Source organism: Streptomyces lucensis JCM 4490 (assembly GCF_014650035.1).
GTDB classification, from domain to species: Bacteria; Actinomycetota; Actinomycetes; order Streptomycetales; family Streptomycetaceae; genus Streptomyces; species Streptomyces lucensis.
In genome coordinates this window covers 343,021-355,787 of sequence record NZ_BMUE01000005.1, presented here as the reverse complement: position 1 = coordinate 355,787, position 12,767 = coordinate 343,021, and the positions used below count along the sequence as shown (strand labels likewise).

At 73.8% G+C, this 12,767-nt stretch carries 11 protein-coding genes; 1 reads left to right on the top strand and 10 read right to left on the bottom strand.

Going from position 1 to position 12,767, the window contains the following annotated elements; genetic code table 11:
• Positions 1-5: 5 nt before the first annotated feature.
• The 10 genes from IE177_RS14855 to fmt form a co-directional block, all read right to left on the bottom strand.
• Positions 6-443, bottom strand: a complete 438-nt coding sequence (locus IE177_RS14855) for a roadblock/LC7 domain-containing protein (RefSeq protein WP_190015788.1) — start codon at positions 441-443, stop codon at positions 6-8.
• Positions 433-2,802, bottom strand: coding sequence for a sensor histidine kinase (locus tag IE177_RS14850; RefSeq protein ID WP_190015787.1), 2,370 nt, complete (start codon positions 2,800-2,802; stop codon positions 433-435). The genes IE177_RS14855 and IE177_RS14850 overlap by 11 nt, the downstream gene beginning before the upstream one ends.
• Positions 2,803-2,915: 113 nt before the next feature.
• Positions 2,916-3,368: an Lrp/AsnC family transcriptional regulator gene (locus tag IE177_RS14845; RefSeq protein WP_073899367.1), complete on the bottom strand. Its 453-nt coding sequence runs from the start codon at positions 3,366-3,368 to the stop codon at positions 2,916-2,918.
• Between the two features lie 27 nt (positions 3,369-3,395).
• Positions 3,396-4,880 (bottom strand): amino acid permease, encoded by a 1,485-nt coding sequence (locus IE177_RS14840; RefSeq protein WP_190015786.1) that lies wholly within the window; start codon positions 4,878-4,880, stop codon positions 3,396-3,398.
• Positions 4,881-5,188: 308 nt separating this feature from the next.
• Positions 5,189-6,631: a GuaB1 family IMP dehydrogenase-related protein gene (locus tag IE177_RS14835; RefSeq protein ID WP_190015865.1), complete on the bottom strand. Its 1,443-nt coding sequence runs from the start codon at positions 6,629-6,631 to the stop codon at positions 5,189-5,191.
• Positions 6,632-6,763: 132 nt separating this feature from the next.
• Entirely contained in the window at positions 6,764-7,111 is a 348-nt protein-coding gene (locus tag IE177_RS14830) for a barstar family protein (RefSeq protein WP_190015785.1), read from the bottom strand.
• A gap of 333 nt (positions 7,112-7,444) precedes the next feature.
• Positions 7,445-8,488, bottom strand: a complete 1,044-nt coding sequence (locus IE177_RS14825) for a sugar-binding transcriptional regulator (protein ID WP_190015784.1) — start codon at positions 8,486-8,488, stop codon at positions 7,445-7,447.
• A gap of 90 nt (positions 8,489-8,578) precedes the next feature.
• Positions 8,579-9,265, bottom strand: coding sequence for a ribulose-phosphate 3-epimerase (rpe, locus tag IE177_RS14820; RefSeq protein ID WP_190015783.1), 687 nt, complete (start codon positions 9,263-9,265; stop codon positions 8,579-8,581).
• Positions 9,266-9,496: 231 nt separating this feature from the next.
• Positions 9,497-10,915 (bottom strand): RsmB/NOP family class I SAM-dependent RNA methyltransferase, encoded by a 1,419-nt coding sequence (locus tag IE177_RS14815; protein WP_190015782.1) that lies wholly within the window; start codon positions 10,913-10,915, stop codon positions 9,497-9,499.
• 80 nt (positions 10,916-10,995) lie between these two features.
• On the bottom strand, positions 10,996-11,928 hold the full coding sequence (gene fmt, locus IE177_RS14810; RefSeq protein WP_190015781.1) for a methionyl-tRNA formyltransferase: 933 nt from the start codon (positions 11,926-11,928) through the stop codon (positions 10,996-10,998).
• A 270-nt stretch (positions 11,929-12,198) separates the two neighbouring features.
• On the opposite strand from fmt, the gene IE177_RS14805 reads away from it, so the two are divergent.
• On the top strand, positions 12,199-12,744 hold the full coding sequence (locus IE177_RS14805; RefSeq protein WP_190015780.1) for a hypothetical protein: 546 nt from the start codon (positions 12,199-12,201) through the stop codon (positions 12,742-12,744).
• Positions 12,745-12,767: the final 23 nt, after the last annotated feature.

Here is a 12,767-nt window from a genome sequence, read left to right as displayed (position 1 = left end):
CGGGATCATGGGGCCGAGCGGGCGGCCGCGTCCAGGTGGCGGCCGAGGCGGCGGACGAGCAGGGCCATCTCGTGGGCGAGCTGGCCGACGTCGGTCCGGGCCTCGCTGAGCACGGCGAGCCGGCTGCCGTGCCCGGCGGGGGTGATGAAGAGGTAGGCGTCGTCCAGCATCACCATGGTCTGCCGCACCGAGCCCGCGGCGAACCGCTCCCCCACCGACCCGGCCAGGCCGTGGAAGCCGGAGCAGACGGCGGCCAGGTGCTCGATGTCCCGCCGCCGCATCCCGGCCGAGCTGCTGAGCGGCAGGCCGTCGGCGGTGAGCAGCACGGCCTGGCGGACGTGGTCGGTGCGGGCCACCAGGTCGTCCAGCAGCCAGCCGAGGTCGGTGCCGGGCGCGCCGGAGAGGACGTCGGGCTTCTCGGGGGTCTGGTCGTCACCGGGCATCGTCGGTGTCCGTCCCTTCGTCGGCGTGGGTGGTCGCGTCGTCGGGCGTGCCGCCCGTCGCGGGCAGGCCTCTGCGGCCGCGGTCGAGGCCGCGCTGGAAGGCGCCGAAGATCGCGCGCATTTCGTCGGCGTCGACGGCGCGCTCGGGGGCGCGCTCGGGGGCGCGCTCGCGCGGCGGCTCGTCCCGCAGTTCCGGGACGAGGGAGGCCTGGCGGGTCCGGGTGGGCAGGGCGGGGCCGGGCCGTTGCGCGGGGGCCGGCGCCGGGTCGCGCTCCGCCGGACCGGGCCGGGTCCGCCGCCTCGACGGCAGTTCCCGCACCTCGGCGACGCCCTTGGCGGGCCGCGGTGCGAGTGACTCGCGCTCCTGCCGCGCAGCGGTGTGCGTGACCGGTGCGCCGCTCGGCCCCTGCCGCGCGTCCTGCCGTGTCCCCGGGCCGGACGTGACCGGCCCGGGCTCCGCGAGGATGCTCTCCGGCAGCAGCACGACCGCCGTCGTACCGCCGTACGGGGAGTCGCGCAGGTTCACCTCGATGCCGTGCCGGACGGCGAGGCGGCCGACGACGTACAGGCCGAGCCGGTCGTGCCGGGTGGGGTCGAAGGCGTCGGGATCGGTGAGGGTGCGGTGGGCCTCGGCGCGCTGGCCGGCGTCCAGCCCGAGGCCCCGGTCGTCGATCTCCAGGACGAGGCCGTTGCCGGCCCGTCCGGTGCGCAGGGTGACCTCGGTGTGCGGCGGCGAGAACGCCGTGGCGTTCTCCAGGAGTTCGGCGACGAGGTGGACGACGTCGGCGACCGCGTCCGCCGCGACGCCGGCCTCCGGCATCGGCGGCAGCACCACGCGCGCGTAGTCCTCGATCTCGCTGACGGCCGAGGCGAGGACGTCCGCGACGGGCACCGGCCCGCGCCAGCGGCGGCCGGGCGTGGCGCCGGAGAGGATGATCAGGCTCTCCGCGTGCCGGCGCATCCGGGTGGTCAGGTGGTCGATGCGGAACAGTTCCCGCAGCACGTCCGGGTCCTCGGTGCGCCGTTCCAGGGTGTCGACCAGCTTCAGCTGCCGGTGTACCAGCGCCTGGTTGCGCCGCGCGATGTTGAGCAGGACGGCGAACAGGCCCCGGCGCAGGTTGGCCTGCTTCACGGCGGCCTCGACGGCGGCGAGCCGCGCGGTGTTGAAGGACCGGCCCACCTGCCCGATCTCGTCGTCGCGCACCTCGTCGGCGGCGAGCGGCGGCGCCTCGGTGACCGCGTCCACCTTTTCACCGGCGCTCAGCCTGCGCATGACGTCCGGCAGTTGCCGGTTCGTCAGGACGTCCGCAGCGTCCCGCAGGACCTCCAGGCGCCGCGAGATGCGCCGGGCGCCGCGCAGCGCGAGCCACAGCGACAGCGCCACGGCGGCCAGTCCCACCGCGCCGACGACGGCGGCCTTCGTCAGCTCCCGGTAGGCGAACGCCCGGCCGCGCGCGGCGGAGTTCTCGGCGGACTCGGTGCACAGCAGCATGTACCGCTTGACGGCCCGGTCGGTGGTCGAGCGCCAGGTGCCGGCCGCGACGGCCCGGCCGGCCCCGGCGGCACCGCCGCGCAGCAGCGCGTCCTCGCCGCGCACCAGTGAGCGGTGCAGGCCGTCCCGCTGGAACCGCCGGAACAGGGCCCGCGAGTCGGCGGGCAGGTCCGGTACGTAGGTCCGCTCGAAGACGCGGCGGTCCTCGATCGTCGCCGTCAGGCTGTCGTACTGCCGGTCGGTGAGCGTGCCGGCCGCCCGGGCGCCCGCGACCAGGGCGTCCTCCCGCGAGACGAACTCGCGTACCCGGACCAGTTCGACGACGACCTGCGACTCACGGGCGAGCTGTCCGGCTTGCAGGGCGGTCAGCGTTGACTGCACGTCGAAACCGGGCTCGACGAGGGCGCTGTACTCCTCGACGGCCCGGTCCCAGCTGATGTCCCGGGACAGCACGCGCTCGCGCAGCCCGTCCAGCCTGCCGGCGGTCCGCACCACGGTGTCCAGGGCCTGCCGCTGCCGTGCCGTGAGCCGGTCCCGGTCGCCGCGCTGGATCGCCTGCCGCATGGCGTCCACGGCCCGGTCGGTACGGCGCTGCTGGCCGAGCAGCTGCCCGGCGGTGGCGGTGTCGAGGCGGGCGCCCAGATAGGCGGCGGACATCCGGCGCTCGATCTGGATCTGCCCGATGGCGGTGTCCACGGGGGTGCCGAAGTCCTCGTACACGCCCTGGAGCCGGATGAGGGCACGCAGCTCGGCCGTGACGGACACCATGGCGAAGCTCCACAGGGCCATCAGGGCGACGGCCGGGGCCAGCGCGAGCGCCACGATCCGCGCACGGACGGTGGTGGGACGGCCGAGGGGCCAGCGCATGAAGTACCTGCCGGTGTTACCAGTCGGTAGAAAGTTCGGCACAACCTACGGGATCGGCCCCGGCGCCGCAATGGTGACCTGCGGTAACCCGCGGTTCGCACGCGGCGGAGGGCCTATCCGGGCGCCCCGGAGGAGAAGCGCCGCAGCAGCGGCGACAGCACCAGCACCGACTTGGTGCGCTCCACGAACGGCTCCCCCGCGATGCGTTCCAGCACGCGCTCGAAGTGGCGCATGTCGGAGGCGAAGACCTGGGCGATCGCGTCCGCGTCGCCGGTGACGGTCGACGCGGCCACGACCTCCTGGTAACGCTCCAGGCCCCGCTGGATCGTCTCCGGCGAGGTGTTGCGCCGGCAGTGGATCTCGATGAATCCCTCGGTCTCCCAGCCGAGCGCCGCCGGGTCCACCCGTACGGTGAACCCGGTGATGGCTCCGGTGGCGCGCAGCCGGTCCACGCGCCGCTTCACGGCGGGCGCGGACAGGCCGACCATCTGCCCGATGTCCGCGTAGGAGCGGCGGGCGTCCTCGGCGAGGGCGTGCACGATGCGTTCGTCGAGATCGTTCAGCACTGAGGGTGGTTCACTTCTTCGGTCCGGTCACTTCTCTGCCGTCACCGCGAGGGCTTCGTCGGTCGCGAGACGGGAACGGCGATAGCCGTACCCGAAGTAGAACACGAGACCGACGGCCATCCAGACACCGAACACGACCCAGGTGACGGCGGACAGGCTGCCCATCATCCACACGCAGAAGAGGAAGCCCAGCGCCGGCAGCACCGGCGACAGCGGCACGCGGAAGGTGCGCTTCATCTCCGGGCGGGTCCGGCGCAGCACCACGACGGCCACGTTGACCAGCGCGAACGCGAACAGCGTGCCGATGCTGGTGGCGTCCGCCAGCTGGCCGAGCGGGATGGCGGCGGCGAGGACACCGCAGAACAGGGACACGATGACCGTGTTGGCGCGCGGCGCGCCGGTCTTCGGGTGGACCCGGGCGAACACCTTGGGCACCAGGCCGTCGCGGGACATCGCGAAGAGGATGCGGGTCTGGCCGTAGAGCACGGTCAGGACGACGCTCGCGATGGCGATGACGGCGCAGAAGGCCAGCAGGGTGCCCCAGAAGTCCTGCCCGGTGACGTCCCGCATGATCCGGGCGAGGGTGGCCTCCGAGTCGCTGAACTGCCGCCACGGCCTGGCGCCGACCGCGACGGCGGCGACGAGCACGTACAGGGCGGTGACGATGACCAGCGAGAGCATGATGGCGCGGGGCAGGTCGCGCTGGGCGTTCCTGGCCTCCTCGCCGGCGGTGGAGGCGGCGTCGAAGCCGATGTACGAGAAGAACAGCGTGGCTCCGGCCGCGCTGACGCCGCCCATGCCGAGCGGCATGAAGTTCGCGTAGTTGCCGGACTTGAAGCCCATGAAGCCGATCGCGCAGAACAGCACCAGCGCGGCGATCTTCACGCACACCATGACCGTGTTGGCCCGCGCCGACTCCTTGGCGCCGCCGAGCAGGAACGCCATGGCGAGGAGCACGACGATCAGGGCGGGCAGGTTGAAGACACCGCCGTCGACGCCGGGCGGGTTGGCGAGGGCCTTCGGGAGGGTGACGCCGATGGTGCCGGACAGCAGCTCGTTCAGGTACTCGCCCCAGCCGACGGCGACCGCGGCGACCGAGACGCCGTACTCCAGCAGCAGGCACCAGCCGCAGACCCAGGCGATCAGCTCGCCCATGGTTGCGTATGCGTACGAGTACGAGGAGCCGGCGACCGGGATGGTGCCGGCCAGCTCGGCGTAGGACAGGGCCGAGAAGAGGGCGGTGAGCCCGGCGATCACGAAGGCGAGGGTGACGGCCGGGCCCGCCTTGGGGACGGCCTGGCCCAGGACGACGAAGATGCCGGTGCCCAGGGTGGCACCGATGCTGATCATGGTGAGCTGCCACAGCCCGAGGGAGCGCCTCAGCGTGCCTCCCTCACCCTGTCCGCCCTCGGCGACCAGGCGTTCCACGGGCTTGCGGCGCATCAGGCGGGCAGCGGTGGACAGGGGGGCGGCCGTGGGCGGGGACTGCGGGGGTGCGCCTTGGTCGAGCACGCGCTGACTCCTTCGTCACTGCGGTCAGGGCGGCGGGGACCGGTGGCACCCCTGCGGGGCGGGAACCCACCGAGCGGGGTCACCGCCACACCTCGTACTCGCAGCACCCTATGAGGAACGGGTTCGCGGGCGTAATGCAGCAACCTTGCGTCTGGCCGCAAGATCATTGCGTGTCTCGGCGCGCGGTACCCATTCGTTGCGCGCGGGCTGCCGACCGTTGCGCGGACGCCGTCGGCGCCCCCGGGGACGCCGACGGCCCCCGTCCTCCCGTCACCGGGAGAGCGGGGGCCGTCGGGTACCGGCCCGGCTCAGCTCCAGCTGGCGTGCAGCGGCTTGCCCTCGGCGTAGCCGGCCGCGCTCTGGATGCCGACGACGGCCTTCTCGGCGAACTCCTCCAGGGAGCCGGCGCCGGCGTAGGTGCAGGAGGAGCGGACGCCCGCGATGATCGAGTCGACCAGGTCCTCGACGCCCGGACGGTCCGGGTCGAGGAACATGCGGGACGTGGAGATGCCCTCCTCGAACAGCGCCTTGCGGGCGCGGTCGTACGCCGACTCCTCGGACGTGCGGTTGCGCACCGCGCGCGCGGAGGCCATGCCGAAGGACTCCTTGTACGGGCGGCCGTTCGCGTCGTGCTGGAGGTCGCCCGGGGACTCGTAGGTGCCGGCGAACCAGGAGCCGACCATCACGTTGGACGCGCCGGCCGCGAGGGCCATGGCCACGTCGCGCGGGTGGCGGACACCGCCGTCGGCCCACACGTGCTTGCCGTGCTTCCTGGCCTCGGCGGCGCACTCCAGGACCGCGGAGAACTGCGGCCGGCCCACGCCGGTCATCATGCGGGTGGTGCACATGGCGCCGGGGCCCACACCGACCTTGATGATGTCCGCACCGGCGTCGATCAGGTCCCTGACGCCCTCGGCGGAGACGATGTTCCCCGCCACGATGGGCACCTGCGGGTCGAGGGCGCGCACCACCTTCACCGCGCTGATCATCGACTCCTGGTGGCCGTGCGCGGTGTCGATGACGAGCGTGTCGACGCCCGCGTCCAGCAGCTGCTTGGCCTTGCCCGCGACGTCGCCGTTGATGCCGACGGCGGCGGCGACGCGCAGCCTGCCGTTCGCGTCCACGGCCGGCGTGTACAGCGTGGCGCGCAGGGCGCCCTTGCGGGTCAGGATGCCGGCGAGCCTGCCGTCGGCGTCCACGGCCGGGGCGTAGCGGCGGTTGGCCGCGTCCAGCCGGTTGAAGGCCTCGCCCGGATCGATGTCCGCGTCGATCAGCAGCAGGTCCCGGGACATGACCACTTCGAGCTGGGTGAAGCGGTCCACGCCGGAGAGGTCCGCGTCGGTGACGACGCCGACGGGGCGGTGGTCGTCGTCGACGACCACGCCGGCGTCGTGCGCGCGCTTCGGCAGCAGGGCCAGGGCGTCGGCGACGGTCTGGTGCGGGGCCAGCACGATCGGGGTGTCCAGCACCAGGTGGCGGCTCTTCACCCAGGAGACGACGTCGGCGACCACGTCGATCGGGATGTCCTGCGGGATGACCACCAGGCCGCCGCGGCGGGCCATCGTCTCGGCCATGCGCCGGCCGGCGATGGCGGTCATGTTGGCGACGACGAGCGGGATGGTGGTGCCCGTGCCGTCCGGCGAGCTGAGGTCCACGCCCTGGCGCGAGCCCACCGCGGAGCGGCTCGGCACCATGAACACGTCGTCGTACGTCAGGTCGTACGCGGGCTGGATGTCGTTGAGGAAACGCACGTGCTGCACATCCCAGTCGATCAGAGGTGACCCCCCGACGGGTGCGCCGGGGGGCAAGAAGCACGTACTTCATTCTCCCATGGGGGCGTCCGCGCCGTGCCCCCACAGAACATCCAGGGCCGCCGGGAACCCCTAGGAGGATCCTCCAAGGGCGAGGGCGACGTCGAGGGCCGCGGTGCGGTCCACCGCCTCGGCGAACACCTCCCGCGCGGTCCGCCACTCCGCCGGCCTCGCCCCCGCGTACGGCTCCCAGTCGCGCACCACGATCAGCAGACCCCGCTCGACGGCGCCCTCGGGCCAGACGGTGCGGTCGCCGAGGGAGTCGGCCAGTGCGTCCCAGTTGCGGCCGAACCAGTCGGGGAGCGCGAGGGCCCGGGCGACGCGGTCCATCAGGCCGGCCTTGTCCGTCACCCCGTCGAGGTCCAGCGCGACCACGACGCGGCCCGCCAGGTCCTCGCCCGTCTCCGGACCGTCCGTCATCCCAGTACCGTCCGTCATCCCAGTACCGCCCGTCGTAGCAGTGCCGCCCGTCGTAGCAGTGCCGCCCGTCGTAGCAGTGCCGCCCGTCGTAGCAGTGCCGTCCGTCGTAGCAGTGCCGTCCGTCGTAGCGGTGCGGCCCATGTCCCGGTGCGCCAGGGCCGGGCGGCCGGGCGGCAGGACGCCGAGCGGGGCGGCCCGGCAGGCCCGGCAGCGCGCGGCCCGGGTGCCCCCGGGTGCCGGGCGGGCGCAGGGAGTACGGGCCGTGGCAGCATGCGGACGATGCTGCCACGGCCCGCCCGTGAAGGAGACCGGCGCGTGGCGCCCGGGGACGCGTCAGTGCCCGTCGGGGTCGGCCCGGCTGAGCGCGGGCTTCGGCGTCGGTCCCGCCGTCATCAGGTAGTCCGCCGCGGAGGTGTCGGTGACCAGGCTGGTGACCAGCCCGGAACGCAGCACCGCGTCGATCGCGGACGCCTTGCGCTGCCCGCCGGCGATCGCCACGACCTCCGGGATCCGGCGCAGCTGGTCGGCCTTGACCGTGATGCACCGCTCCCCCAGGTCCCGCCCGATCCGGCGCCCCTCGGCGTCGAACAGGTGGGCGGCCATCTCGGCGGCGACACCGAGCGAGGCGTAGTGCGCGCGCTCCTCGTCGCTGAGCATGTCGTGCACCGTCGAGATGCCGGGCTCCCAGGAGCCGATGGAGACGCAGGCGACCGTGACCTTGTCGAAGTACTCGAAGGCCCGGGCGATCCCGGTCTGGTTGCGCAGTGCCGCCGCGGTGGCCGCGTCCGGCAGCAGCATCGGCGCGTAGATGGGGTGCGCGTCGCCGCCCGACACCTGGGCGGCCCGGCGCACGGCCTCCACCGAGCCGCGCTCGGAGGTCCCGGCGTCGTACACACCCGTCAGCTGCACCACCGTGCACGGCGGCAGCCGGTCGAGCGCCGCGGCCATGTGGATGGTGGACCGGCCCCAGGCCAGCCCGAGCACGTCCCCCTCGTTGACGAGTTCGCCGAGCAGGTCGGCGGCGACCTCGCCGAGGTTCTCGGGGTCGGGGGTCTCCTCCGCCTCGGCCGGGGACTCGACCACGACGGCGTGCCTCAGGCCGTAGCGGGCGCGGAGCGCGTCGGAGCGCTCGGCGTCCAGCTCGGCCGGCACACGGATCTCGATACGCACGAGATCCCGTTCGAGGGCCGTCTCCAGGACCCGGGCCACCTTGAAGCGGCTGACGCCGAACTCCTCCGCGATCTGGATCTTGGACTTGCCCTCGAGGTAGAAGCGGCGGGCCATGGCCGCCGCCTGCACCAGCTCAGCGGGTCCCATCCGCATGGCTGACCGGCCCGCCGACATACCCGACACGGCGATCTCCTCACTGCTGTTCACACTCTGGATTCGCCGCTCATCCTTGCAGATCCGGGGCGACTGATCCGCCCTGATGGGCGCCGTTCACTTAACCGTTCACGTAGCTGTGGCTCAGTGGTCGCATGCCCACGACGCCTGGGCGGTGGCCGCTTCCGCCTGGGCGCGCAGGGCACGGACCGCCTCCGCCGGGTCCTGGGCCCCGTAGACGGCCGAGCCGGCGACGAACACGTCCGCTCCCGCGTCCGCGCACCGCTCGATCGTCGAGGCCGAGACGCCGCCGTCGACCTGCAGCCACAGCTGGAGACCATGCTTGCCGATCAGCTCGCGGGTGCGGCGGATCTTCGGCAGCATGATGTCAAGGAAGGCCTGGCCGCCGAAGCCCGGCTCGACCGTCATGATCAGCAGCATGTCGAGTTCCGGCAGCAGGTCCTCGTACGGCTCGATCGGCGTCGCGGGCTTCAGCGCCATGGAGGCGCGGGCGCCCTTCGCGCGGATCTCCCGGGCGAGCCGCACGGGGGCGGCGGCCGCCTCCACGTGGAAGGTGACGGACGAGGCCCCCGCCTCGACGTACTGGGGCGCCCAGCGGTCAGGGTCCTCGATCATCAGGTGGCAGTCCAGCGGGGTGTCCGTGGCGCGGGCCAGGGACTCCACCACCGGTACGCCGAGCGTGAGGTTCGGGACGAAGTGGTTGTCCATGACGTCGACGTGGAGCCAGTCGGCGCCCTGGACCGCCTTGGCCTCCTCCGCGAGGCGCGCGAAGTCGGCGGACAGGATGCTGGGGTTGATCTGCACGGCCATGACCCAAGCCTGCCATGCCGCTGCGCTTGGCTGTAACGGCAGTCCACGGGTTGGCGGTCGTCGGGCCGGCGGTGGGGGCTGAGCGCGCGGTTCCCCGCGCCCCTGGGGGGCGGCCGGACCCGTGAGGCGTCCGCGGGGCCGTGGGGACTGAGCGCGCAGTTCCCCGCGCCCCTGAAGGGTGGCCGGCCCTGTGAGGCGTCCGTGGGAACGTGGGTTTCTCGTGGAGCTGGGTCAGGGGGTTCTGCGGATCAGGGCCAGGTACATCGCGTCCGTGCCGTGCACGTGGGGCCACAGCTGTACGTCGGGGCCGTCGCCCAGTGCGGGGACGTCGGGCAGCAGGGGGCGGGCGTCGATCAGTTCGGTGTCCGGGCGCTCCTTGAGGAGGTCCGCGACGACCGCACGGGTCTCGGCGAGGTGCGGTGAGCAGGTGGCGTAGCCGACGACGCCGCCGGCCCGCACGGAGTCGAGAGCGGTGCGCAGCAGGGAGCGCTGGAGCGGCGCGAAGCCCTCCAGGTCCTCGGGGCGCCGCCGCCAGCGGGCCTCGGGGCGCCGGCGCAGTGCGCCGAGGCCGGTGCACGGCACGTCCACCAGCACCCGGTCGAAGCTCGCGGGCTGCCACGGCGGCCGGGTCCCGTCGGCGGCGATGACCTGGTACGGCCCCGGGTTGCCCCGCAGGGCCTTGGCCACCAGCCCGGCCCGGTGCGGCTGCTTCTCGGCGGCGAGCAGCACGGCCCCCCGCTCGGCGGCGAGGGCGGCCAGCAGCGCGGCCTTGCCGCCGGGCCCGGCGCACCCGTCGAGCCACATCCGGTCGGGCCCGTCGAGCGGGGCGTTCGCCAGGGCGAGCGCGACCAGCTGGCTGCCCTCGTCCTGCACTCCCGCCCGCCCTTCGCGCACGGCCTCGACCGCGCCCGGTTCGCCGCCCTCGGCCAGCCGCACGGCGTACGGCGACCAGCGCCCCGGCACGGCGGACTCCTCGCGGAGCAGTTCCTCGGCGGTGGACCGCCCCGGCCGCGCCACGAGCGTCACCTCGGGCCGGTCGTTGTCGGCCTCCAGCAGGTCCTCGATGCCGGCCCGGCCGCCGCCGAGTGAGTCCCAGAGCGCGGAGACGACCCAGCGGGGGTGCGAGTGCACGACGGCGAGATGGTCCTCCGGATCCTCCTCGAAGGGCGGCGCGACCTTCGCGATCCACCCGTCGAGATCGTCCTGGGCGACCTTCCTGAGCACCGCGTTGACGAACTTCGCCCGCCCGTCGCCGAGCACCACCCGCGCCAGCTCCACGGAGGCGGAGACGGCGGCGTGCGCCGGGATCCGCGTCCCGAGCAGCTGGTGCACGCCGAGGCTCAGCACGTCGAGCACCGGCGGGTCGACCTCGCGCAGCGGCCGGTCGACGCACGCGGAGATCACGGAGTCGTACGTGCCCTGCCTGCGCAGCGTGCCGTAGACCAGCTCGGTCGCGAGGGCGGCGTCCCGCGCGTCGAAGTCGCCCTTCTCGCGCGCCTTCCTGAGCAGGGGCGGCAGCACGAGGTTGGCGTACGCGTCCCGTTCGTCGACCGCGCGCAGCGCCTCGAAGGCCAGGATGCGTACGGGGTCCTTCTGGGGACGGCGGTAGGGCTTGGCGGGCCTGCGCGGCCGCCCGGACTGCTCGCTCACGAAAAAGGTGCTCCGGATGTGAAGAGGGGGATGCGGTGTCCAGCGTACGTCGCAGCGGCCGCGCCCCCGCCGTCCGGGGCTCAGCCGCCGAGCGTCTCGCCCTCGGTGATGCGCACGCCCCGGGCCCAGTCCGCGGCGCGCATCGGCTTCTTGCCCTGGGCCTGCACCCAGAGCAGCTGAACGGCGTACGAGCCCGTGCCCACGTGCACGCTGTTCTTGCCCACCGCGAGCTGTCCCGGCGCGAGGTCGGTGCGCTCGGGTACGGGCGTGACCTGGATGAGCTTGAGCCGCTCCCCGCGGAACACGGTCCAGGCGCCGGGCGCCGGGGTGCAGCCGCGCACGACCCGGTCCACCCGCAGCGCGGGCGCCGGCCAGTGCACCTGGGCGTCCTCGACGGTGATCTTCGGTGCCACGGTGATGCCCTCGGACGGCTGCGGCACGGCCTTCAGGGTGCCGTCCTCGATGCCGTCCATGGTCGCGGCGAGCAGCCCGGCACCGGCGAAGGCGAGCCGGGTGAGCAGATCGCCGCTGGTGTCGGCGGGCCGGACCTCCTCCGTCACGGTGCCGTAGACCGGACCGGAGTCGAGCCCCTCCTCGATGAGGAAGGTGGAGGCCCCGGTGATCTCGTCGCCGGCCATGATGGCGTGCTGCACGGGCGCGGCGCCGCGCCAGGCGGGCAGCAGCGAGAAGTGCAGGTTGACCCAGCCGTGCGCCGGGATGTCCAGGGCGGCCTTCGGCAGCAGGGCGCCGTAGGCGACGACCGGGCAGCAGTCCGGGGCGATCTCCCGCAGCCGCTCCAGGAACTCCGGGTCCCGCGGCTTGAGCGGCTTGAGCACCTCGATGCCGGACTCCTCCGCCCGTTCGGCCACGGGCGACGCGACCAGCCTGCGCCCGCGCCCGGCCGGCGCGTCGGGCCGCGTGACGACGGCGGCCACCTCGTGCCGTCCTGAGGCGATCAGGGCGTCCAGGGCGGGAACGGCGACCTCGGGGGTACCGGCGAAGACGAGCTTCATGGGCGGGATCGGGCCTCTCGGGCGGGGGTCGGGCGGGCGGCGCACCAGTCTATGGCCACGAACGGATCACCGCCCGGCCGGTCCGCCGGCCGGCTCGGGAGGGGGCGCGCGCACCGGGGGTGCGCAGATCGGCGGACGGCGTACGCATATGCCCGTACGCCCCCACCCCGTGACCAGCGGAGCGCACACGCGTTGGTCAAGTAAGAGTTGACCACAGGGGGCCGCCCCGGCGGCCCGGTTCCTTTCAACGCCGGTTCGAGAGGCTTGTTCATGGCCGACCACGCAACCCACGACGCCCAGGCCCGGGCCAGCCTGCACCTGCTGGTGCGGGACATCGAGCGGGTCCGCCGGCAGGTGGACGCACTGCGCACGCTCACCGCACAGTTGGGCAACGTCTACCGTCCGCGCCGCTCCGGACCCTCCACGGGCTTCGTCGTCTACGGACGCGCCCCCGCCCCGACGGTGCGCCTCGCCCAGGAACTCAGGGACAGTGTCGAGACCCTGGTCACGGCCGCCGTGGACTTCGACCGCTCACTCGGCTTCTCCTGGGACGCGGTGGGTTCGGCGCTCGGCGTCACCAAGCAGGCGGTGCACCGCCGTTACGGCTCCCGGCGCGCCACGGCCCAGGCGGCCGCCGAGTCCGAGCGGGCGACGGAGCCGTCCGGCACCCGCACGCTCGACGCGAACACCGGCCTGCCCGCCATGCCGACGGTCCCCGCGGCCCGCTCGATGCCCACCCAGCCGACGGCGGGCAGCCCGACCCTGCGCGACGACGTCCGGCCGGCCACGACCTTCCCGGGCCCGCGCAACGGCTGACGCGGCCGCCCGCGCCCTCCCGG

Bases quoted from the DNA above. Each gene is read 5' to 3' on its own strand.
- IE177_RS14855 (WP_190015788.1), bottom strand. From the start codon at position 443: ATGCCCGGTGACGACCAGACCCCCGAGAAGCCCGACGTCCTCTCCGGC.
- IE177_RS14850 (WP_190015787.1), bottom strand. From the start codon at position 2,802: ATGCGCTGGCCCCTCGGCCGTCCCACCACCGTCCGTGCGCGGATCGTG.
- IE177_RS14830 (WP_190015785.1), bottom strand. From the start codon at position 7,111: ATGACGGACGGTCCGGAGACGGGCGAGGACCTGGCGGGCCGCGTCGTG.
- rpe (WP_190015783.1), bottom strand. From the start codon at position 9,265: ATGGCCGTGCAGATCAACCCCAGCATCCTGTCCGCCGACTTCGCGCGC.
- fmt (WP_190015781.1), bottom strand. From the start codon at position 11,928: ATGAAGCTCGTCTTCGCCGGTACCCCCGAGGTCGCCGTTCCCGCCCTG.
- IE177_RS14805 (WP_190015780.1), top strand. From the start codon at position 12,199: ATGGCCGACCACGCAACCCACGACGCCCAGGCCCGGGCCAGCCTGCAC.